Origin of the sequence: Pseudomonas sp. Q2-TVG4-2 (assembly GCF_013620795.1) — a bacterium.
In the GTDB taxonomy this organism is placed as follows: Bacteria; Pseudomonadota; Gammaproteobacteria; order Pseudomonadales; family Pseudomonadaceae; genus Stutzerimonas.
Window position 1 is genome coordinate 1 of record NZ_LGLW01000010.1, and the last position, 20,525, is coordinate 20,525.

General features: G+C 54.3%; 24 protein-coding genes and 2 tRNA genes. 18 read left to right on the forward strand and 8 right to left on the reverse strand.

The window, feature by feature from the left end:
- The first annotated feature begins 106 nt into the window (after positions 1–106).
- The 6 genes from H3028_RS21350 to H3028_RS18655 all read left to right on the forward strand — a co-directional run bounded on the left by H3028_RS21350 (position 107) and on the right by H3028_RS18655 (position 4,599).
- The gene (locus tag H3028_RS21350) at positions 107–1,063 is read left to right on the forward strand and encodes a site-specific integrase (RefSeq protein ID WP_258237848.1); all 957 of its coding nucleotides are present in this window, start codon (positions 107–109) and stop codon (positions 1,061–1,063) included.
- A 460-nt stretch (positions 1,064–1,523) separates the two neighbouring features.
- Positions 1,524–1,790: a helix-turn-helix domain-containing protein gene (locus H3028_RS18635; protein WP_181298720.1), complete on the forward strand. Its 267-nt coding sequence runs from the start codon at positions 1,524–1,526 to the stop codon at positions 1,788–1,790.
- 14 nt (positions 1,791–1,804) lie between these two features.
- On the forward strand, positions 1,805–2,260 hold the full coding sequence (locus H3028_RS18640; protein WP_181298721.1) for a hypothetical protein: 456 nt from the start codon (positions 1,805–1,807) through the stop codon (positions 2,258–2,260).
- The gene (locus H3028_RS18645) at positions 2,257–2,550 is read left to right on the forward strand and encodes a hypothetical protein (RefSeq protein ID WP_181298722.1); all 294 of its coding nucleotides are present in this window, start codon (positions 2,257–2,259) and stop codon (positions 2,548–2,550) included. The genes H3028_RS18640 and H3028_RS18645 overlap by 4 nt, the downstream gene beginning before the upstream one ends.
- A gap of 490 nt (positions 2,551–3,040) precedes the next feature.
- On the forward strand, positions 3,041–3,952 hold the full coding sequence (locus H3028_RS18650; RefSeq protein WP_181298723.1) for a hypothetical protein: 912 nt from the start codon (positions 3,041–3,043) through the stop codon (positions 3,950–3,952).
- A gap of 293 nt (positions 3,953–4,245) precedes the next feature.
- Entirely contained in the window at positions 4,246–4,599 is a 354-nt protein-coding gene (locus tag H3028_RS18655) for a hypothetical protein (RefSeq protein WP_181298724.1), read from the forward strand.
- 1,251 nt (positions 4,600–5,850) lie between these two features.
- Here the strand turns inward: H3028_RS18655 and H3028_RS18660 are convergent.
- A tRNA-Val gene (locus H3028_RS18660) sits at positions 5,851–5,927 on the reverse strand.
- Between the two features lie 168 nt (positions 5,928–6,095).
- Here H3028_RS18660 and H3028_RS18665 point away from each other — a divergent pair.
- On the forward strand, positions 6,096–7,379 hold the full coding sequence (locus tag H3028_RS18665; protein WP_181298725.1) for an FAD-binding oxidoreductase: 1,284 nt from the start codon (positions 6,096–6,098) through the stop codon (positions 7,377–7,379).
- Between the two features lie 4 nt (positions 7,380–7,383).
- On the opposite strand, the gene H3028_RS18670 is transcribed toward H3028_RS18665, so the two are convergent.
- Complete coding sequence (locus H3028_RS18670; protein WP_181298726.1) at positions 7,384–8,334, reverse strand: PA2778 family cysteine peptidase; 951 nt, start codon at positions 8,332–8,334, stop codon at positions 7,384–7,386.
- Complete coding sequence (locus H3028_RS18675; protein ID WP_181298727.1) at positions 8,331–8,732, reverse strand: PA2779 family protein; 402 nt, start codon at positions 8,730–8,732, stop codon at positions 8,331–8,333. Before H3028_RS18675 ends, H3028_RS18670 begins: the two co-directional genes overlap by 4 nt.
- Before the next feature lie 178 nt (positions 8,733–8,910).
- On the opposite strand from H3028_RS18675, the gene H3028_RS18680 reads away from it, so the two are divergent.
- Entirely contained in the window at positions 8,911–9,216 is a 306-nt protein-coding gene (locus H3028_RS18680; RefSeq protein WP_181298728.1) for an I78 family peptidase inhibitor, read from the forward strand.
- A gap of 95 nt (positions 9,217–9,311) precedes the next feature.
- Positions 9,312–9,812 (forward strand): VanZ family protein, encoded by a 501-nt coding sequence (locus tag H3028_RS18685; RefSeq protein ID WP_181298729.1) that lies wholly within the window; start codon positions 9,312–9,314, stop codon positions 9,810–9,812.
- Between the two features lie 92 nt (positions 9,813–9,904).
- Here the strand turns inward: H3028_RS18685 and H3028_RS18690 are convergent, their stop codons facing one another.
- From H3028_RS18690 to moaB, 3 genes are all read right to left on the reverse strand, one after another.
- Positions 9,905–10,936, reverse strand: coding sequence for an acyltransferase family protein (locus H3028_RS18690; protein ID WP_168424884.1), 1,032 nt, complete (start codon positions 10,934–10,936; stop codon positions 9,905–9,907).
- 167 nt (positions 10,937–11,103) lie between these two features.
- Positions 11,104–12,315, reverse strand: coding sequence for a gephyrin-like molybdotransferase Glp (glp, locus tag H3028_RS18695; protein WP_181298800.1), 1,212 nt, complete (start codon positions 12,313–12,315; stop codon positions 11,104–11,106).
- The gene (gene moaB, locus H3028_RS18700; RefSeq protein WP_181298730.1) at positions 12,315–12,854 is read right to left on the reverse strand and encodes a molybdenum cofactor biosynthesis protein B; all 540 of its coding nucleotides are present in this window, start codon (positions 12,852–12,854) and stop codon (positions 12,315–12,317) included. Before moaB ends, glp begins: the two co-directional genes overlap by 1 nt.
- Positions 12,855–12,920: 66 nt before the next feature.
- On the opposite strand from moaB, the gene mobA reads away from it, so the two are divergent.
- The 3 genes from mobA (at position 12,921) to H3028_RS18715 (ending at position 13,969) form a co-directional block, all read left to right on the forward strand.
- The gene (mobA, locus tag H3028_RS18705; protein ID WP_181298731.1) at positions 12,921–13,523 is read left to right on the forward strand and encodes a molybdenum cofactor guanylyltransferase MobA; all 603 of its coding nucleotides are present in this window, start codon (positions 12,921–12,923) and stop codon (positions 13,521–13,523) included.
- 46 nt (positions 13,524–13,569) lie between these two features.
- A complete protein-coding gene (locus H3028_RS18710; RefSeq protein ID WP_168424811.1) occupies positions 13,570–13,791 on the forward strand; it encodes a YgdI/YgdR family lipoprotein in 222 nt (73 codons plus the stop codon).
- A gap of 101 nt (positions 13,792–13,892) precedes the next feature.
- Positions 13,893–13,969 (forward strand) — tRNA-Pro (locus H3028_RS18715).
- A 197-nt stretch (positions 13,970–14,166) separates the two neighbouring features.
- Here H3028_RS18715 and H3028_RS18720 read toward each other — a convergent pair.
- Positions 14,167–14,409: a glutaredoxin family protein gene (locus tag H3028_RS18720; RefSeq protein ID WP_181298732.1), complete on the reverse strand. Its 243-nt coding sequence runs from the start codon at positions 14,407–14,409 to the stop codon at positions 14,167–14,169.
- Between the two features lie 405 nt (positions 14,410–14,814).
- Here H3028_RS18720 and H3028_RS18725 point away from each other — a divergent pair, with 405 nt between their 5' ends.
- The 6 genes from H3028_RS18725 (at position 14,815) to H3028_RS18750 (ending at position 20,017) form a co-directional block, all read left to right on the forward strand.
- Positions 14,815–16,056: an OprD family porin gene (locus tag H3028_RS18725; RefSeq protein ID WP_181298733.1), complete on the forward strand. Its 1,242-nt coding sequence runs from the start codon at positions 14,815–14,817 to the stop codon at positions 16,054–16,056.
- A gap of 225 nt (positions 16,057–16,281) precedes the next feature.
- Positions 16,282–16,692, forward strand: coding sequence for a YqjD family protein (locus H3028_RS18730; protein ID WP_181298734.1), 411 nt, complete (start codon positions 16,282–16,284; stop codon positions 16,690–16,692).
- A gap of 17 nt (positions 16,693–16,709) precedes the next feature.
- Positions 16,710–17,090, forward strand: a complete 381-nt coding sequence (locus tag H3028_RS18735) for a phage holin family protein (RefSeq protein ID WP_181298735.1) — start codon at positions 16,710–16,712, stop codon at positions 17,088–17,090.
- Positions 17,087–17,389, forward strand: a complete 303-nt coding sequence (locus H3028_RS18740; protein ID WP_181298736.1) for a hypothetical protein — start codon at positions 17,087–17,089, stop codon at positions 17,387–17,389. Before H3028_RS18735 ends, H3028_RS18740 begins: the two co-directional genes overlap by 4 nt.
- 196 nt (positions 17,390–17,585) lie before the next feature.
- Positions 17,586–18,917 (forward strand): deoxyguanosinetriphosphate triphosphohydrolase, encoded by a 1,332-nt coding sequence (locus tag H3028_RS18745; RefSeq protein WP_168424806.1) that lies wholly within the window; start codon positions 17,586–17,588, stop codon positions 18,915–18,917.
- A gap of 5 nt (positions 18,918–18,922) precedes the next feature.
- On the forward strand, positions 18,923–20,017 hold the full coding sequence (locus H3028_RS18750) for an FUSC family protein (RefSeq protein WP_181298801.1): 1,095 nt from the start codon (positions 18,923–18,925) through the stop codon (positions 20,015–20,017).
- On the opposite strand, the gene H3028_RS18755 is transcribed toward H3028_RS18750, so the two are convergent.
- Positions 20,007–20,351 carry a YggL family protein gene (locus tag H3028_RS18755; protein WP_181298737.1) on the reverse strand — a complete coding sequence of 115 codons (345 nt, stop codon included), beginning with the start codon at positions 20,349–20,351 and terminating at the stop codon, positions 20,007–20,009. The two genes, H3028_RS18750 and H3028_RS18755, sit on opposite strands and share 11 nt — an antisense overlap.
- Positions 20,352–20,525: the final 174 nt, after the last annotated feature.

The window sequence follows — 20,525 nt, forward strand, 5'->3', positions numbered from 1 at the left end:
GATTCGAACCAACGACCCCCACCATGTCAAGCAGGCTGCTTAAAGCGACGCGCACTATACACGGCGCAGCCCCTAGGAACCATCCATTCACACAGGAGGTTTCTAAATGGCAACGATACGTCAGCTTTCCTCAGGAAACTGGAACGCACAGGTAAGGGTGAAGGGGAAGCCTGCTCAGTCTAAGACCTTCCCGACAGAGGAAGCAGCCCAGCATTGGGCTAAGCAGCAGGAAGCCCTAACGAAGGAACACAAGTCCCACACCATCTATTCCCTTGGTATGTCTTATTGCCAAGCCCGCCTCCTAGGAAGGGGAAGCTATCACCATGCTCTACAGATGGTGGAGCATCTGTCCGTAGCCTTCCCTCAGCCCATCCAAGACATCACCCCTCAGCAGATCAATGCATACAAGCTTGAACGTCTCAAGACCGTTAAGCCTGCTACATGCAGAACACAGCTAGCCTTCATGTCCCGTCTCTACCGATGGGCTAAGCGTGAGCTGCTGATAGACATAGCCAATCCCTTAGCAGACATAGCCCTCCCCCAAGCATCTAAGTCCAGTGACAAGGTGGTGAGCAAGGGAGAATTGTTTCTGGTGCTTGAGCATCTAAGCCCAGCCATGAGGTTGATAACAGAGCTTGCTTATGAAACCGCTATGCGTAGGTCAGAGATAGTAAAGCTAACCATTGAGCATGTGCACCTAGAAGAACGGATAGCAGATGTTGTTGATGGTAAAAATGGAACAAGGTCTGTTCCTCTTACACTGAGAGCTGTAGAGCTTCTACAAGACGCTATACGCCTTGCTAAATCTAAACGCACAGCAACGGGAAGGCTATTCAATATCACCCCTCACAGCGTCTCTACTGCCGTCAGGAGGGCTAGACAGAAAGCTAAGCTAGACAGCTCCGTAAGGCTGCATCAGCTACGACACACAAGGATAACTAACGTAGCCAAGAAGGGATTTAACAATGCACAGATAATGATAGTGTCTGGACATAGAGACACAAGATCAGTGGCTAGATATTCACATCTAAATGCTAAGGATGTATTACATCTAATAGACTAGCATCTGCAACCATAGCTATAAGCTCCTATAAGGCTCCGCAAGGGGCCTTTCTTTTATGAGCAATGTAAAGAGCAGGATACTATAGCCATCACCCAGCACAGAAGCTTACAGGAGCTAGCCGCACAACCAAGCAATAGGTTCCAACCTCTACCCCACTTGCTTTGGACTTAGGCATTGGCACAGGTAGACAGAGCATCGACAGTATTGACACTCATTCCCGAACAAGACTTTAGCATCCTATCTTAAGCTATAGACAGCCAAGATAGTGACACCCACCCCTACCTATACATGTCCCCTTTATACTAGATTTTCAGTATATATAAATATCAGGTGTACTTCTGTCCCTATATCACCTGCAAAGCACATACCCTCAACCACACTAACCAGCAGGCCAGCACCTTCCCCTGTGCTGTCCCATCAATGGGGGATGTAGGGGGAATCCATAACAAAAGGAAACAACATGATCACAATGAAAGAAATTGTAGCAGTACAGCATAAACACCTAGCAACGCTTACATCCAAGCTCATCTACCTAATGATTAGGAATGGAGCAGATGAAGAAGGCTGGTCATCTATTAGCCTTAACAAATTCTCAGAAGCTACCGGCATGGCTAGACGTTCTGTCGTGAGAATCCTAGCTCGTCTTCAGTCAGCAGGACTGATCGAGAAGAACCCTAACAAATCTAAATGTAACGATGTCAATCAATATCGTGTTATTGATCGCTAACCTAAGGAACCATAATGACTAAGCAAATTAACCCTACAGATATCTTCGAGATTGCTCGCTCTACAGGACGCAGCCCCTCTGACATTTATAACATTGCTCAACAGGAAGGATGGGAGATTGTAGAGGATGCTCCTCCTATGCCTACACAGAAGACAGAACGCAAGTCTGTCATGCATGATCCTAAGGGAGCCATCGAACTGATGCGGCAGCTTAAGGAAGACAACATCAAGAAGCTGTACAAGAATGATCCTTACATCAGAGAAGGCATTGATGCTCAGATTGCTATTGAAGCCTCCAGACGCACCAAGACCAAGCCCTCTAACATTCAATACGATGAGCAGGGAAACATTGAAAGTATCAAGGCATCTGTTGTGTCTGGCATTAAAGCAACCGAAGCCAATCAGATTGAGCTGATGAAAGCCATTAAGGATAACATCTATAAGAAATATGGTGTAGGGAGTCGAGCATGAGCAGCTATCTATCTGATGCAGAGAAAGAAATGCTAGAAGAGAAACGCATTCAGACGGAGCAGCTTGATAAGCACATTGCTAAAAGGAATAGTGCCTTAGTGGATGAGCCTAAGGAATACAAAGGAATCACCTACTCGATGAATCAAAGGGGACTGTATGAATGCATTAACATCAATACCACATCACCTCTCAATGGTGTGTTTACCTCCGCTAGCATTCTACATTCCATCATCGACAAGCTGGAAGCTCGCGGTAAGCCTGCTCACAATGTGAAGAGCAAGAATGCTTAAGCATCTACTACTTCCAGCTACGCTAGCTCTATTAGTTTCAATAGCCTACCTGCTCACCTCCCTCCTGAAACACCTATTGTAATTCTACCTATCAGCATCCATCTTTCTAGCTCCAGCTAGGAGGCCGATAACTTATGCATAAAGGAAAGTATTGATAAGAATAGTTGACGCCATATGTGGGGCGGGAAAGACAACTTGGGTCTTTGACCACATAAAGAAGAATAGCGACAAGCGTTGGTTGTTCGTGTCTCCTTACCTAACGGAGGTGGGAGACGGGAGGACCAAAGGAAGGATACAAACGGAGCTACCTGACCTTGCTTTCAAGGCCCCAGGCACCAACTCACAGACCAAATCATCCCACCTCAAAACCCTCCTCTCAGCGGGTCACAACATCGCATGCACCCATGCACTGTTTGAAGACATTGATCGAGAGACCATCCAACTCATCTATGAGAATGACTACCATCTAATCATTGATGAGACGCTAGACATGATTGAAGTCTGGAAGGAATACCACCATCAAGACATCACTGCTCTAGAAGCAGCAGGCATGATTAGCATAGCGAATAATGGAAAGGTGGAATGGGACCACATTAAATATCCCAACTATAATGGACGTGATGTCTCAGTAAAGAACAAGTGTGATGCTGGTAGCTTGTGGCTTTACGGAGGAAACATATTCATTGCTCGAACACCACCTAATGTTATCAATGCAGCCAAGACCACTACCGTTCTTACCTACCAGTTCGAAGGGAGCTTAATGGCAGCATGGTTTAAAGTTAACAAGCTGAGCTATTCCTATCACTACCCCGAAGGTCTACGCTCAGAACAAGAGATCAAAGCAATTATTAGGGATAAGCTACACCTACTGCCTATTCCTAAGAAAATCCTAGAGCTACAAACTGATGACCGGGGATTGTATACACCACATACTTTCTCTTATACATGGTTTGAGAATGCCAAGGATGATGAGCTTAAAGCACTAGGTCATAGCTTAGAAAATACTAAGCGGACCAAAATGCCTAAAGGAGATTTCTTCTGGACTGCTCCTATTGGCTCCGATCCTTATAAGCAGCTTAAGGTGATGGCTAATCGTAGATGGCAAACTGACCTTGAAGGCTTAGACAGCAACAAGCATCGAACCTTCATAGCTTGGAATACTAGAGCCACTAATGACTATGCAGACAGAACGAATTGCTTCTATGCATACAACGTCTTCCCCAATACATCCATTCTAAATCACTACAAGAATCTAGGTATTGAGATAGACACCGATAGGTATGCGCTAGGACATTTAATTCAATTTATCTTCCGAGGATCAATCAGAAAGCACGAAGAAATGCATCTTCTTATCACTAGCCTTAGGATGAAATCACTCTTAGAGAAATGGCTAGAAAACTAGCAGAATAATTTACGCACCAACTTTTGCTGTTTTTTGGTGCGTGAATTAGATTTAGCCCAGCAACCATGCGGGTTGTAGAGCATCCCCCTTAAAGGAATGTATATATACTACTAGCAATACTTAAAAGCAAAAGCATGCCTACGGCGTTTAAGAGCATGCATTTAAAAGAAGATCAAAAGCGACAGCACCTATACATACTTAGACATCAGTCGCTTCTTGCTTCTTATCTTTAATGCATGCTTCTGCCGCCGGCAGGCATATGCTTCTGCTCTACCACAATACAAGGATAATTTATGAATATTCCAGATAATGGAAAACAGAGATACATAGAAGCTAAGTCGCTTGTAGCTTTAGCTAAAGAATGGGATGTCTCTTTAGTAACGCTAGAAGCGTATGCTAACGAACAAGGATGGGATAGAGAGCACAAACTCTATTGGCAAGACAAGGCTATTGAGATGCTTAAGAATGCAGCTTGTGAAGATAACATCACAGCAGTGAGGGAGCTTCTTAAGGCTATGGGCATTAGTAGACCAGTAGGCAGACCTAGTAAAACAGAAGTGACAAAGCAGATAGCTATCGAAGCTAAGATAGAACAAGAATTCTCTGCTGATATTGCTAGGCTTGCCTCTTATGCTAAGCAAGCATAATTATTTATTTAGGCAATAGAGATGCATTACACCTAAGCAATGCTCACCACATTCGCCTAGATAAATTCCGGAAGGATTCCGGTTGCCCTGTGAGGGTGAACCACTGTTACCAATGGTCCCGTTCTTCAATGGGAGCTTAGACATCAGCTCAACATTGCCCGCTATTCGGTAGTGGTTCCCGTCCTGATAACCAACCCATCAGGATGAAGGCGCCATTTATTAGTCAATGGCTCACTGGTGAGTTCTACCAACCATCCTCACATTGTGGCTATGGCTTTCATGCATTCACTACACGCATTTAAGGTTCGCTTCTGCATCTACTCACCACATCCCGCCTGCTCTCCAGACATACAGACGCTAGCTCACCGAGCTAACAGGGCCGTTTCCCTCTTGCTAAGAGACGATACTCACCATGTGGTTTTTCATCAACCCATAAACGTGACGCCTAGCATCAAGAATCAGCTCTTGTGATCCGAACCTCTCTTCCAGATTACGAAGCCCTGGAAGAAGAAATGGGACTGACAGGTGCGCGACCTCTCCAACGCTCATCCCACCGGCCTTATACGAAGCTAGCTGAATCATGTGTAGCCGGCATCCTCCCTCCTCCATCGCCCCATGGTAAAGGCTACGATGCATCCCGATGTAATCAGCCACCTCGTTACCGAATGCCTTTCCCTTTCGGGCAAGTAGCATAGACTTGATGAGGTTGAACATTGTCATTCCCTTGCCTGATAGCATTTAAGCATCACAAGCATCTAGCCATTTTTGCTAGAAATTCTCAAGCTGCAATGTACATAGAGCAGCACCCCCCATCCCCCCTCCTACCCCCTCGACAATCCCTCCCCACATCCCTAGACAGCCATCAAGGGCAAGCCCCAGAAATCACGCATAAGGGCTGGTGGTGCCTCGCCTATGGCATCGCCTAGGCATCAGGTCTAACGCCTCGTATACGAGCTTGTAGGGCCTCCCCATCGAAGGCACATAGCTCAGTTGGTTAGAGCACCTGAGCGTAGCGAATCCGGGGCGAACGAAGTGAGGACCACCTTCACTAGGTGGGGATATTCCCATACAGAACAAAGACTTAGGTATTGACGTTCACACTAGATCGGTGTGAATGAGGGGATGCCCTTCACACGTTCACATTGCCCAGTGTGAAAAGGGGCTGTAAATTGTGAAGGTTTTCTAGGGACAAACAAAAAGGGGAACCCGCTAGGATTCCCCTCTATGTACCGCGCTAAGCGGCTTTCGAATTGGTAGGCACAATTGGATTCGAACCAACGACCCCCACCATGTCAAGGTGGTGCTCTAACCAACTGAGCTATGTGCCTCCGATGGACGCGCATTTTAGAGATACGCCTGAGAGAGTCAAGCGCTTTTTTAGCTAAGCCACTGATATTCGTAATTTTTGGATGAGGGAACGCCTCTGGCGTCGCTATAGCATCGTAGGGGCTTGTCGAGATAGCATCTCGTCAAATATTCGGAACAGGGCAATCAGAATGTCGCACACCCCCTACCCCTCGTCCTATTACGCAGCGTCAGCGAACCCGGCACCTGCTCGCGACGCTCTGAGCAGTAATGTCGAGACAGACGTCTGCGTGATCGGCGCCGGCTACACCGGGCTATCAACCGCACTGTTTCTTCTTGAGCAGGGTTTTCGCGTCGTCATATTGGAAGCTGCCAAGGTCGGCTTCGGCGCTTCCGGGCGCAACGGCGGACAAATCGTCAACAGCTACAGCCGCGATATCGATACGGTCGAGCGCAGCACCGGAAGCAATGAAGCACGCCTGATTGGGGCGATGGCATTCGAGGGCGGGCAAATCATTCGTGAGCTAGTCGCGCGTTACGGCATCGACTGTGACCTGAAGGACGGAGGCGTATTCGCCGCTTTCAATTCCAAGCAGATGCACCACCTTGAGGCGCAGAAGGCCCTTTGGGAGCGTTACGGCTACGGTCAGTTGGAAATACTCGATCACGACGGCATTCGAAACGTCGTGGCGAGCGAGCGATACATAGGTGGAATGCTAGATCACGGGGGCGGTCACATCCACCCGCTCAACCTTGCGCTAGGCGAAGCGGCCGCGGTCGAATCGCTCGGCGGCGTCATCTACGAACAAAGCGCGGCAACCCGCATTGACCGAGGAAACATCCCGCGAGTACATACCCAGCATGGCCAGGTGACCGCGAAGTTTGTGGTTGTTGCCGGAAATGCCTATCTCGGAGGCCTGGTTCCGGAGCTGGCCGCCAAATCCATGCCTTGCGGCACCCAGGTGATCGCTACGGAACCCCTCGACTCGGAGCTCGCGGCGACGTTGCTGCCGCAGGATTACTGCGTTGAGGACTGCAACTATTTGCTGGATTACTTCCGCCTGTCCGCAGACAAGCGCTTGATCTATGGCGGCGGAGTGGTCTACGGCGCGCGAGATCCGGCCGATATCGAGTCGATCATCCGCCCGAAGATGCTCAAGACATTTCCACAGCTGCAGGGCATCAAGACAGAGTTCGCCTGGACCGGTAATTTCCTGATGACACTGTCTCGCTTACCGCAGGTCGGCCGGCTTGATGACAACCTCTACTACTCGCAAGGGTGCAGCGGCCACGGCGTTACCTATACCCATATCGCCGGGAAGGTTATCGCTGAGGCGTTGCGGGGACAGGCCGAGCGCTTCGACGCCTTTGCCAGCTTGCCGCATTACCCGTTTCCCGGCGGGCAGAAGCTCAGCGCGCCGCTGAGCGCCCTCGGCGCGCTCTACTACAGCCTGCGGGACAAAGTCGGGTTCTGATGCCTCACTGAACCGGGCACGCCGGAGACGCCTCACACATGCTGGCCCCGTCACGTCCCGAGGGTAGTTCTGCCTTGAATCGCTTGTCGTCAGGGGCGAGCTGGGCCGCACATGCAAGCGCTGCGGATGATTGGGCTTGGCAACCCCGTTCCGCCAACACCTGCGATAGATTGAACCAGCTTGCCGCGAAGGAACTGTCACGCTGAATGCTGGTTCGCAAGGCTCGCTCCGCCGCCAGCTTGTCGCCTTGCGCGTACCGAGCATTGGCAAGCACGAGCCAGGACAAGCCGCTGGACCAATGTTCTGCAGCCTTTTCATAGGCCTTTAGAGCAGTATCGTCGTGGCCGGTTTGTTCAAGATCACTTGCAGCTTTCAGCCACACCGCTTCCTTGGCGGTACGGGGCAGTTGATCGGGCGCAACCGTTACCACAGCCCAGCGATTTCCCTTGGCCCAGCTTCGCTCGAACTGACGAAAACTCCCGGTCCTGCGTCGTGTGGTTCCGGACCGCAACACAAGGGTCTGAGCCGTCAGGTCGTACCCCACCACAACCGCGAAATGCCACTGAGGCCAGCGATCGAAGGCAAGGTTCTGCAGTACTAGCACCGGGTTTCCGGCCGCCACTTCAGACAGCACAGCCTCTAGCCGTGGCTCCAACTGATAGACCAGCAGATCGTGGGCGCGGGCGGCAGCGACCATTTCAACCTGCAGACTGCCCTTACGCTGCGGAAGATAGACGCGCTTGACGAGCTGCTCCGGCCTGGTGTCGACGCCCCGCTGGGTCAGCATCGTTGCAAGCGCAGCGGGCCCGCATTGATAGTCTTCCTGAGGGAAGAAAGGAACCGCATCCAGCTCAACGCTCCCCGGGAGCCCCGCAGACCCAACCGGAACGATCGGAGCCCGCGCGCACGCCCCGAGGAGGATTACCGCGAGCAGCAGGGCCAGTCGCCGAATCAACGGTTGATACAGTTGACGAAGTTGAAGATGTTAGTGGCGCAAAGCAGGTCGGTGATGATGAAAATCACCAAAAACAGAACGATGATACCGACTACACCCGCACCAGCCGGCGCCTGATCCAACTGCTGGTTGAATTGAGCGAGCTCCGCCGGCGTCAGGCTGTTGATTCGCTGCTCGACCTGATTACGCTCGACTCCCATCGCCACCAGCTTCTTCTGTACATCTTCATCATCAAGCATTGTCAGCAATTGCTGGCGATCTACCTGTTGCTGTTGCTCGGCGATAACTTCCGGGGTGCCGATCATTGCCGCCTGGGCCAATGGGATCTGTGCAAACAGCATGAAATGCATCACGGCCAACAGGCTGGCCACACGCTTCATTATGGGCGAATTGAACATGGCGGAACTCCTTATCTTTTTGTTCGGTAGCCCAGCGCAATTTGCGACGGGCCGTCAGAAGTAAGACGGTGCCGCTGTTCCGCCAGTTCCCTTGCGCGCTATGGTTTAAGTCATCAATCCGTTCACCTACCGACAACGGCTATTTCGTACCCGATACACCTAGCCAAAGGAAAGCCATATGCAAGCCATTCGCTCAACCGCGTTGATGCTGTACAGCGCCATTCTGTTCGGCTGTCAATCATCACCATCGGAACCGGTGCAAACGCCAGGAGAGTCAGTAGGACAATGCAACGCCTCTGCTCTGCAGAAGCTTATCGGGGAGCGGGCAAGCCCTGCGCTTCTCGACCAGGCACGTCGCCAAAGTGGGGCTGCCGTCGCTCGCATTCTTCGCCCCGGAGACATCGTCACGCTTGAGTACAACGCTCAACGATTAACACTGACGACGAATGAAGCATTGGAAATTCAACGAGTTAACTGTGGGTAATTCACTCAGCCATTGGTCGCATAAACAATCATAAAAGTCGGTTTAAGGTTGAAGTTCAAGCGAAACGGCTAGTAGGCTAATGAAAGCCTATTGCCATGACAGAAGCCATGGCAGCCCTTTTCGCGAAGGTCGTGTCGAGCTCATACGACCGAATGACGAGCGAGCCCGCATTGAAGTACCAACACGCACGCAACATGGCGCTATTTGGGTTTGCCCTGCTATTTCTCGCCGTCATGGCTTTGAAAGACTCACCAACCTCACAGCTCTACCTGGGCGCGGATAAGCTCTATCACTGGATTGGCTTTAGCGTTCTGACGTACGCCGCCCACCTGGCGTTCCCACGCGCCCGGCTTGGCTCGTTATTCATTTGGATATTCGTCGGCGCCACATCGATAGAGTTACTGCAGGCGCTTGCCCCATCTCGCACCCCCTCGCTGGCTGACATGACGGTCAATATAGTCGGGATCCTGACTGGGCTCGGCGCCACCCAGTTAAGGCGGCAGAAGCCGGAGCCGTCGAAGCGGCGCCGTAAATCGTCCAGTAAGCGGCGGCGCCGCCGTGTCGAAAGCGAGCATCCCAAAGAAGAAACCTCCTGATCTGCTGGCGGGCGCTTTTCACCGATGCCAAGCTCATCTTGTGACTGTCGAAGCTGCGGAGCATTCCTTCGCTGGCATGGGCCACAAACGGCTCAGGGCGCCACTGCCCTCCGTGTTCGCAGACTCGTCGCAGAGAACCACTTAGGTGGGGACAGCAAGAAGTAGAGGTCGTAGCGTTTGATGATGACCTGGGCCACCAGGGGTGCAACGAGCCCGATCAGCGTCCCAAGCAGCAGATGGACCGGAATCGAATCAATACCCATGAATTTGCTGAGAATTACCCGCACTCCGCTCCCTGCGAGAATATGCATCAGGTAAATAGTCATCGAAGAGGCTCCGATGAATAGCAGCCATTGCATGCGGATCCTGCCCAGCCACATTGATAGCGCGATCATGAAAAAGATCGAAGCGGTCGCCAGCGCAAGCACCGGCAAGCCTCCGACTTCCCAGTTCAAGCCAAAGGTAATGTGGAACAGATACTGGCCAGCCACGAACAAAGCGCCGAACAGCAAGGTGAGCGGAACATAACGGGCGAGAAAAAATGTCCTGATCTCGTTAAACCAGATTCCGAGCGCAAAAAACACGGCGTTACCGAAAATGAACCTGCCGAAATCGCCCATCGCCAGGTCCTGCTTGAATACGTAAAGCGCACCGAACGCTAACAATATCGGCAAGAAGTAGCGGCGGTCGGCCTTGGCGTAGACAAAAGAACAGACGACAAAGACCAGAAACAACGCATAGAGAAACCAGAACTGCGCACGCGGTGACCAGAGCAGTGAGAACACCTGTCCTAACGTGACCTCTCCATTCGTGTAATTCGATAGCGCCACTTCGATTAGGCCCTGCAGCAAAGACCATACGATAAAGGGGTAAACGACTGTGTCTACCTTGTTGACGATTAGCCCGGCTTTTCCTCGTTTCATCAAAGAGTCGTAGAAAAACAACCCCGACAGAAAGAAAAACAGCGGCATGTGAAAACTGTAAATGATGCTGTCGACGAGAAGGTAGGTACCCTCATCCATAGGTAAGCCGGCATTGAATACCCCGCGCGCGACATGTCCGTAGACCACCAGAATGATCCCAATGGCTTTGGCGTAATCGACCCAGGCGTTTCTCTCCTGCATCACATTCTCCTTGTTATGGGCAATACCAGACACACCGCAGCCAGAGCTGGCGCAGATGGGAAAGGTAGACAATGGAAAATGCGATCAGTTTATTGTCGACGCCGAGCCGCCGGTATTGACCGACGTAATGCATCGGCGCCTGATTCAAACGCGAACGATGCGAGCGCTCAGCCGAGCAATTCGGCAAATGAAATAAAGCGCACGGATTCGCCTTCCTCGAGCTGGCTATGCTCGCGCACTTCAACCACCCCATCCGCCCAGGCGGCACTGCGAAGAATGGAAGAACTTTGGTTGGCATACAGAACAGCCCTGCCGGCTTCGAGACGCGCCCTCAGATATTCGCGGCGCTTGCCTGGCTTAGCCCAGCTGAAGCCCGCCGGGACCAGGAAGCTCAACGGTTCGATCTCTGAAGCACCCATTCGCCGCAGCAGATAAGGCCGTGCCAGCAGACCAAAGGTGACCAGCGTAGACGCAGGATTTCCAGGCAATCCGATGACCGCAACACCACGATAATTGCCGCAGGTTAGCGGCTTGCCCGGCTTTATCGCCAACTTCCACAGCGTCAACTCGCCCTCTTCCCGAAGCACCTGACCGAGATAATCGGCCTCACCAACCGACACCCCTCCTGTCGATAGAATCAGATCAATCTGATGCAGGCCCGTCAGGTATTGGCGAACCTGAGAAAGATCATCGGGTACGATTCCGACGTCCTTTACATCGCACCCCAGGCGCTGAAGCCAATGACGCAACAGCACGCGATTGCTGTTATAGATCTGGCCTGGCTGTGGCGTTTCACCCGGCTCGACCAGCTCGTCACCGGTCGAAAGCAGAGCGACCCTGAGCTTGCGGCTCACCTTCAGTCGCGGCATTCCCAGTGAAGCGGCGAGCCCTAATTCAATTGGTCCCAGGCGCACGCCGGCGGCTAAAACCTGCTCCCCCGCCCGCGCCTCGCCAGCCTGAGGTCTGACATGCTGCCCCTTTCGTACCGACTCGACAAAGCGCACTCGGCCATCGTCGAGCACCTCGGCGTTTTCCTGCATCTCCACGCTATCGGCACCCTCCGGCATCGGCGCGCCGGTGAATATGCGTGCACAGCTACCAGGCTCCAGGGGCTCCGGCTGGGTCCCGGCGAAGATCTTCTGGCTGACGCGTAGCGGTTGCGCATGCAGATCAGCTTCACGGATGGCATAACCATCCATGGCGCTGTTCGGCCATGGCGGCAGGTCCAGCGGCGCGACCAACGGTTCAGCCAGTATTCGGCCAACAGCATCGTCTATCGAAACGCTTTCGACGTCCTCGATCGGTGCAGCTTCCGCTTGCCGGAGCAATGCCTCGAGCGCCTGCTCCATCGGCATCAGCACCGTCGACTCCCCCGCCATCATGAACGGCTCTCGCAGGGCGCGGCCTGCTTGAGATGAGGCACGAAGTTGCAGGGGCGATGGCGCGCGTCGAGCTGCTCGGCAAGAATGCCATCCCATGCGGTGCGACAGGCATTGGTCGAGCCAGGCAGGCAGCACACCAGTGTTGAGTTCGATAACCCGGCCAGTGCTCGCGACTGGACGGTGGAACTGCCGATATCGCTTACTGAGATCTGGCGAAACAGCTCACCGAAGCCGTCGACCTGCTTGTCCAGCAGACAACCAACCGCTTCCGGCGTGCTGTCCCGCGCGGTGAACCCCGTCCCGCCCGTAATCAACACCACCTGCACCGTGTCTTCAGCGATCCAGCTCGCGACCTGCGCGCGGATCCGATATAGATCATCCTTGAGCAGTACCCTCGCCGCGAGCCGATGTCCAGCAGCCAGCGCGCGATCGACGAGCAGTTGCCCCGAGGTATCGGTTTCCTCGGAGCGAGTGTCGCTGACTGTCAGGACAGCGATATTCAACGGAACAAAGGATTGGTCTGCGAGGTGGCTCATTCGGGTTTCCCGGTTGTTGGACTTAGTTGCCGAATGTTATATCACAGGCTTTTGATGGGGCACTTGATGCAGCAAGGCAGGCTTAAGGATTGCTCGATTTTGCTACTGGCCGGCGGGCGCGGGCAGCGGATGGGCGGACAGGACAAGGGTTTGGTCGAGTGGCACGGCAAGCCGCTCGTGGCGTGGCCACACCGTATTGCACGGCAGCTGACGGATGATCTGCTCGTTTCCTGCAACCGCAATCAGCTGTCTTACGCAGCCTTCGCGGATCGGTTGGTTGCCGATGATGAAGCGGACTTTCCGGGCCCACTTGCCGGTATACGCGCCGGCCTGGCAGTGGCGCGTCATCGGTGGCTCATAGTATTGCCGTGCGACGCACCTTTGATCGACGAGGCATTGATAACAGACTTGTACGAGAAGGCTCGAGCGGAACCGGACATTCCCGTAATGACCCGACGAGGCACGCAATGGGAGCCGCTTTTCTGCATCATTCCGGTCATGCTCGCGAATACTATCGAGAACGCCTGGCAATCCGGGGAGCGAAGCAACCGCAAGATATTGCTCGCGCTACAAGCGGGAGCCCTGGATCTCGCCATGGATGATCCCCGACTAGCCAATCTGAACTCCCCCGAACTGCTTGCCCAGCAAGCGCCTCCCTCGGGAACTTAGGGCTGCTGGCCACCGTCACAGACGCAACCATCAGAGGAGAATCACCATGCGCGCAGCAACCGGACCCGCCCTTGCATTATTGGCCGGCCTAGCCCTCCTTGCAGGCTGCTCAAACCCCAGCGTGATCACGCTCAACGATGGTCGCGAAATTCAGACGCTTGACCACCCCGAGTACGACGATGAAGCCGGCTTCTACGAGTTCGAAGGCATCGACGGCAAGCCAGGGAGGGTCAACAAGGATCAGGTTCGTACTGTTCAGGAACTATGATAACCCGCACTAACGGCTCCAGGCACCTCGCCCGGCGCCGTGAAAAGCGCTCTCTAAGCTCTTGTGGAGCAAACGTTTTTATGTAAAATGCGCGCCATCTTCGGAGCGTAGCGCAGCTTGGTAGCGCGTCTCGTTCGGGACGAGAAGGTCGCTGGTTCGAATCCAGTCGCTCCGACCAAACTCCCGGCATTGGACTGAAAAGTCTGATGCAAAAAAACCGGCCACTGGCCGGTTTTTTTATTTCTGGGCCAAGAGTATTCGGGGCCCGAACAGCCAGGCCTACCTCTCTATACGCAAATACCGCGCAATCCTATGTCGTGTGCCAGCGATGTCAGTTAGGTCATCGCCAGCGGCGATTGCAACAGACAACCCCACTTAGCGCCGCAAAAACCATACGACCTGCTCTACTTCAAACGGCCAGTCCAGCTCCGCGCCCGTGTCGACTCGCCGCAATACAGGTATACGCAAGCCATAATCAACGACCCATTCTGGCCTATCAGCTATATCCAGCAGCTCTACTAACAACCCACGCTCCACCAATGGCAGAACCACCGCCTCAGCCTGCTCACATAGGTGGCAGCCCAGCGTTCCAAACAGTTGGCATTCGGGAAGATGCATAAGTACGGCTCATCGAAACTGGCCGTGCAATTCTAGCAGGCTCGTCATGATGCGGCTGTCAGTCGCCGATCATTCCTTTCCGGCGCAGTAAAAAGAAAAAATGTGACCTTCAACTCACTCAAACGACAGTTTGATTTAGGGAATCGACGCGGCGCTGGCAAACAGCTAGGATGCGCCAACCCAAGCGGTCACAGAGCCGCCGGGCCGGATGTGTACGCGCGCATCGGCAGCAACACTTGATGCCTGCATCGGATTGAAGTAAACACAACTGCCGAGCGATTCAGCTGACGCTTCCCTATAAGCCTCAAAGACTAAAGTCTAAGGGCTTATATATCTATGTAGTGCTTAATTGCATGGCGCCGTAAGAGCGACTTCAGAGCATCATCCAACGAGGAGAAATAAGAAATGCTCAAGACCCCAATCGCCCGGGGCGTGGCCCTAGCCACTCTGGGAGCAACACTGGCCATTCCAACCATGGCTCAGGCTGCATTTATCGAAGACAGCAAAGCCAACCTGGAACTGCGTAACTTCTACTTCAACGGTGACAACCGTCAAGACGGCGCCTCGCAGTCCAAACTCGAAGAGTGGGGACAGGGCTTTATCCTCAAGTATGAATCGGGCTTTACTGAGGGCTCCGTCGGTTTCGGCGTCGACGCGATCGGCCTGTTGGGTCTGAAGCTCGACTCCAGCCCAGATCGCACCGGCACCGGCCTTCTGCCCACCAATGATGATGGCTATGCACCGGACGACTACGGACGTATTGGCGGTGCTGCAAAAGCGCGTATCTCCAAGAGCACGCTGAAAGTCGGCGAGATGATTCCAAAGCTGCCGACCATTCTGCCGAGCGACTCACGTCTGCTGCCACAGACTTTCCGCGGTGGCATGTTAACTTCTCAGGAAATTGACGGCCTAACCGTCAACCTTGGCCGGATGACCGAAACAAGCTCCCGCAGCGAAGCCGGTTTTGCTGATCTTGGAATGTCCAGTGCGGGTAGTACTGGTGGTGTAGCCTCCGATAAGTTCGATTTCGCCGGTCTGAAGTATCAGTGGAACAAGCAACTGACTACTTCTTACGACTACGGCAATCTCGACAAGAACTACAAGCAGCACATTTTCAACTTGGTTCACGTGCTGCCGCTGGGCGAAAAGCAATCGTTCAAGAGCGACATCCGTTACGCCCATTCCACTGACGACGGCAACACCAATGTCGACAACAAAGCCTTCGGTGCCATGTTCACCTACAGCCTGGGTGGCCATGCATTCGGTGCAGCCTATCAGGACATGAGCGGTAACACCGGCTACCCCTACATCGCTGGCGGCGACGCGTTCCTGGTCAACTATGTAATGATCGACCCGACCTTCGCCGATCCGGACGAAACGTCGTGGCAGCTCCGCTACGACTACAACTTCGCCGCTATGGGCGTTCCAGGTCTGACCTTCATGACGCGTTACCTGAAAGGCACGGACACCGGCACCGGCGCCGGCAACGGCAGCGAGTGGGAGCGCGACACCGACATCGGTTATGTCATGCAGAGCGGCGCCCTGAAGAACCTGGGTGTCAAACTGCGTAACGGTACCTACCGTGGCGAAGGTCGCGAGGTCGATCAGACTCGTTTCATCGTCAGCTACACGATCCCGCTGATGTAATAGCGGCTACGGCATGCAAGTGCAGTAGATGAGAAAGCCCGCTTCGGCGGGTTTTTTCTTTTCTGCGCATTACCATTTCGCGAAGCCATACGAAGGCTGGCGCACGAGATAAACGTTAGGGTCAGCAAATCGACTCAAACGAAGCGGGAACCTTGTGCTAACAGCATGCTCGAAACTCTAGGCACTGGGACCTGTCGTCCCTGGAGAATTCAAGAGGAGCTGCAGATGTCTACCGAATCGACTTTCGGCACCAGCGACAACACCCCGATTCCCGACGCAACGACGGGAACGACGGGAACCACCGCACCACTGTTCGATAAATCAGCACATCGCCGCAACCTTCAGGCCGCGCAGAATGCGCTCATCGAAGAGTTCCATACGCTGATCGGCGATACCGAGCGCCTGCTCAAACATACGCAGGACACCGCCGGTACCCAGACTGAAGAGCTACGCGGCAAGATCAACGCCAATCTGAGCCGCGCTCGTCAAATGCTCAAGGAGCAGGAAGGCTCGTTGCGCGAGCAAAGCCAGGCGGCTATTCAGTGCACTGAAGAGTACGTTCATACGCATCCATGGCAATCGATCGGTATCGCAGCAGGTGTCGGTTTTCTCTTCGGCTTGATCACCCGCCGCTGATGTGGGGAATGGATCCAATGGAAACCAAGCACGCCGACGAAGCCACAGCGCCCTCCATCAAGAAGATGGGTAGTGCGCTTGCCGGCCTCGTACAAGGGCATCTGGAACTGGTCGGAATCGAAATTCAGGAAGAACGAGCGCGGGTGTTCAAGCTCTTTCTACTCGCCAGTATCAGCCTGATACTCGGGCTGTTGATTCTGGTAGGACTCTCAGCCGCGATTGTGATTGCCTTCTGGGACAGCAACCCTATCGCGGCAATTCTGGTGCTCTGTGTGCTATACGGCGCTGTCCTTGCGGTATGCATCAGCCGCGCAATCCGCCTCGCCAAGGAGAGTGCTTCGCCTTTCCAGGCGACAGTAGAAGAACTGGCCCGCAATAGGGAGCGTTTATTGCCATGAGCCTTCCCCTTAGTAGCTCCAGCGATTTAGCCATGCGCAAGGACCTGGTCCGGTTGCGCATGGAGATGAATCGCCAACAACTGCTTTATCATTCGCAGCCGCTCGCCCATCCATTCCAGCGGATCAAGGGGATGGTCGCGAATCGCAGTGCCGCTTCCGAGCATCATGTGCCGAAGGGACCGCTGATGATCGCGACAACCCTGGCACTGACCTTCTTCGGTCGTCGCCTCGGCAAGGTAGGCAAACTCGCCCGGCTAGGCCTCCTGCTGTACCCGGTTGTTCGCAGGCTTCGCCACTAGCCTACGATAAGCCGACATGTAGCGGACGCAGCTGACGGCCAGTCCATGCGACATTGTGCATGCCTAATGATCAGCAGGTGCTGTAGGCTGACATTATGCGCACGAAGCGTAAAAAGGACTCGCCGCCGCGTCCGCTGTCGGCCACGCTACTGAACCGGCAAACCGGCCGCAACTGGCGACATCAGGAGATTGCTCTTTGGATTGGCATACCCTGCTAAACCGCGAACGGCTCGGAAAATCTGTTCACAGCAATGAAGAACTCGGTCGAAGTCCTTTCCACAAGGACCACGACAGAATCATCTTTTCCGGTGCTTTTCGCCGGCTTGGACGCAAGACCCAGGTACATCCGGTTTCCAGCAACGATCACATCCACACACGCCTCACCCACTCATTGGAGGTCAGTTGCGTCGGGCGCTCGCTCGGCATGCGCGTGGGCGAAGTGCTGCGCGACGATATGCCGGAATGGTGCAATCCGGCCGACCTTGGAATGATCATTCAGTCCGCCTGCCTCGCCCATGACATCGGTAATCCGCCGTTCGGGCATTCGGGTGAGGACGCCATTCGCCATTGGTTTCAACAGGCTGCCGGGCGTGGCTGGCTAGATGACATGAGCGATGCCGAGCGAGCCGACTTTCTTAATTTCGAGGGTAACGCTCAAGGATTCAGAGTACTTACGCAGCTCGAATACCACCAGTTCGACGGCGGCACCCGGCTTACCTATGCAACGCTTGGCACCTACCTGAAATATCCGTGGACGTCGCGTCATGCTGAGGCGCTCGGCTACAAGAAGCACAAGTTCGGCTGTTACCAGAGCGAGCTATCGCTGCTTGAACAGATCGCCTCCAAACTCGGACTGCCAAAGCTGGACGAGCAACGCTGGGCGCGCCATCCCTTGGTCTATCTGATGGAAGCAGCTGACGATATCTGCTACGGCCTCATCGATCTTGAGGACGGTCTTGAGATGGATCTGCTCGATTATTCCGAAGTCGAGGCCCTCCTGCTGAACCTCGTGGGCGACGACCTACCAGAAACCTATCGGCAGCTCGGCCCCCGGGATTCGCGCCGACGCAAACTGGCGATTCTCAGAGGAAAGGCCATCGAGCATCTCACCAATGCAGCTGCGCGCGCCTTCGTTGAGCAGCAGCAGGCATTATTGGCGGGCAACCTGGCCGGAGATCTGGTCGAGCATATGCATGGCCCAGCCAAACAATGCGTGGTGCAAGCCAAGGCTATGGCGCGGGAGAAAATCTTTCAGGACAAACGCAAGACGCTGCACGAAATCGGCGCCTACACCACACTTGAGATATTACTCAACGCTTTCTGTGGTGCTGCGCTGGAGCAACACGGCGGACGTACACCGTCATTCAAGAACCGCCGCATACTCGACCTGCTCGGCAGCAATGCGCCGAATCCCGACTGGCCACTGTATCAATCCTTTGTGCGAATGATCGACTTCATCGCCGGCATGACCGACAGCTACGCGACCGAGATGGCTGGTGAAATGACCGGACGCTCGAGCCCGACGTGATCCAGATGAAGAAGCCGTTGTGGAAGCTCATCGGTTGGCAACCTGGCCGCCCGGCTTGGGGCGCGGCGACCGTCGCCGGCCTGGGCTGTGCGTTACCGCTTCTGCTCGGGCTTTTCAGTGGCCATGCCGGCTTTCTCTGGGCGACGGTCGGCGCATTCCAGGCGGCCAAGGCCAACCCGCTTCACCGCCTCGGCATGCTGCGAATGTTGTTGCTGATAGGTCTTGGTGCCGGTAGCGCCGGCCTCGGCTTCTGGTCAGCGACCCACCCCTTGATCAGCCTAGGCCTATTCGCTTTCTATGGCCTGTTACTGGCATGGCTGCAACGCTATGGCAGCGAGGCGGGCAAGCTCGGAATCGGCCTGGCCATTTGCTTGTGCCTTGGCCAGGGTCAGCATGGCATAGGCGACTTCAATAATCCGCAGGCGATTGCCGCGCTGTTTGCGCTGGGGGGCCTGTGGGTCACCTTGCTGGCCTTCGGGTTACGCGGCATGCATGGCTTGCGCATGTGGCCATACATGCCTCGAGTGCTCAGCCTGGTCAAAGTATTGCGTCGTCGCGCGCGGCGTACGCCAATCCGTCAATGGCGTCTGCACGCATTGGCTTACATGTTGGCCGCTGCGGCCGGCGGCCTGATCGTAAACCTGGCCGGGCTCCCACGAGGTTATTGGCTGACATTAGCGGTATTCACCACGTTGCAGATGGACCTACAACTTAGCCTCGTCCGCGCCCTGCAAGCCGGCATCGGTATTTTCTGTGCAGCGGCGATGTTGATCTACATGGGCCATAGCCTGGCCGATCCGCCGGTGATGGTGATGATCATGCTGCCGCTAGTGATGCTCAGTCGGGCATTCCAGGCACATCACTACGGGCTTTTCGTCCTGCAGACAACGCTGAGCTTCGTGCTGCTGGCCGAGACCCTGGCGCAAGATTGGGAATTACCGCAATTACGCCTGATCAACGCGGCTATCGGCGTGGGCGTGGCGCTGACCGTCACGTTGCTAATGCATTTGCTACGTCGGCTGATCGCCCGGATTGCATCGCGCAAATCCGGACAAACAGCCGCAACCGATCAGGACAGGAACGACTCGATCACGCCTTAGCGTTGATCTCGTTTTCCGGATACCAGACGTCCATCAACGGGCTTACGTTGAACTCGGCAAGCTCGTTGCGCCCATTGAGCCACGCCTCGACCTGACCGCGCTGCTCGTCGTTGACCGAACCACGGCTGGCCAGGCATACGAAACCGTAATCCTCACCACCGATGTAGCCCAAACCGTTGGCTTCGATGGCCTCGTTCAGAAAGGCCTCGAGGAACTCGTCCACTGCCTTGGCATCAAGACCGTCACGGTAGGTCAAGTTGACTTCGAAGCCCAATTCTTGGAATTCGTCGACACAGAGTTTCTTGCGCAAGCGACGCGAGCGATTGGTAGCCATTGAATCGGTCCTTTTTCTAACGTGATAACGGCGCGCACTCTAACAGCAACGCCGCGCTTGTGCGATTACAGGCGTCGGTCTGTTGGCCGATCCGTTGAAAACAACGGCAACTGTCGGGTTCTTTTGCAGGGTATCGGATTCGCCGACTACGCTTGTCGGATGAGAAGTACGTCA

Coding starts and splice junctions, on each gene's coding strand:
- H3028_RS21350 (WP_258237848.1), top strand. CDS start 107: ATGGCAACGATACGTCAGCTTTCCTCAGGAAACTGGAACGCACAGGTA.
- H3028_RS18635 (WP_181298720.1), top strand. CDS start 1,524: ATGATCACAATGAAAGAAATTGTAGCAGTACAGCATAAACACCTAGCA.
- H3028_RS18640 (WP_181298721.1), top strand. CDS start 1,805: ATGACTAAGCAAATTAACCCTACAGATATCTTCGAGATTGCTCGCTCT.
- H3028_RS18645 (WP_181298722.1), top strand. CDS start 2,257: ATGAGCAGCTATCTATCTGATGCAGAGAAAGAAATGCTAGAAGAGAAA.
- H3028_RS18650 (WP_181298723.1), top strand. CDS start 3,041: ATGATTGAAGTCTGGAAGGAATACCACCATCAAGACATCACTGCTCTA.
- H3028_RS18655 (WP_181298724.1), top strand. CDS start 4,246: ATGAATATTCCAGATAATGGAAAACAGAGATACATAGAAGCTAAGTCG.
- H3028_RS18665 (WP_181298725.1), top strand. CDS start 6,096: ATGTCGCACACCCCCTACCCCTCGTCCTATTACGCAGCGTCAGCGAAC.
- H3028_RS18675 (WP_181298727.1), bottom strand. CDS start 8,732: ATGTTCAATTCGCCCATAATGAAGCGTGTGGCCAGCCTGTTGGCCGTG.
- H3028_RS18680 (WP_181298728.1), top strand. CDS start 8,911: ATGCAAGCCATTCGCTCAACCGCGTTGATGCTGTACAGCGCCATTCTG.
- H3028_RS18685 (WP_181298729.1), top strand. CDS start 9,312: ATGACAGAAGCCATGGCAGCCCTTTTCGCGAAGGTCGTGTCGAGCTCA.
- H3028_RS18690 (WP_168424884.1), bottom strand. CDS start 10,936: ATGCAGGAGAGAAACGCCTGGGTCGATTACGCCAAAGCCATTGGGATC.
- glp (WP_181298800.1), bottom strand. CDS start 12,315: ATGGCGGGGGAGTCGACGGTGCTGATGCCGATGGAGCAGGCGCTCGAG.
- moaB (WP_181298730.1), bottom strand. CDS start 12,854: ATGAGCCACCTCGCAGACCAATCCTTTGTTCCGTTGAATATCGCTGTC.
- mobA (WP_181298731.1), top strand. CDS start 12,921: ATGCAGCAAGGCAGGCTTAAGGATTGCTCGATTTTGCTACTGGCCGGC.
- H3028_RS18710 (WP_168424811.1), top strand. CDS start 13,570: ATGCGCGCAGCAACCGGACCCGCCCTTGCATTATTGGCCGGCCTAGCC.
- H3028_RS18720 (WP_181298732.1), bottom strand. CDS start 14,409: ATGCATCTTCCCGAATGCCAACTGTTTGGAACGCTGGGCTGCCACCTA.
- H3028_RS18725 (WP_181298733.1), top strand. CDS start 14,815: ATGCTCAAGACCCCAATCGCCCGGGGCGTGGCCCTAGCCACTCTGGGA.
- H3028_RS18730 (WP_181298734.1), top strand. CDS start 16,282: ATGTCTACCGAATCGACTTTCGGCACCAGCGACAACACCCCGATTCCC.
- H3028_RS18735 (WP_181298735.1), top strand. CDS start 16,710: ATGGAAACCAAGCACGCCGACGAAGCCACAGCGCCCTCCATCAAGAAG.
- H3028_RS18740 (WP_181298736.1), top strand. CDS start 17,087: ATGAGCCTTCCCCTTAGTAGCTCCAGCGATTTAGCCATGCGCAAGGAC.
- H3028_RS18750 (WP_181298801.1), top strand. CDS start 18,923: ATGAAGAAGCCGTTGTGGAAGCTCATCGGTTGGCAACCTGGCCGCCCG.
- H3028_RS18755 (WP_181298737.1), bottom strand. CDS start 20,351: ATGGCTACCAATCGCTCGCGTCGCTTGCGCAAGAAACTCTGTGTCGAC.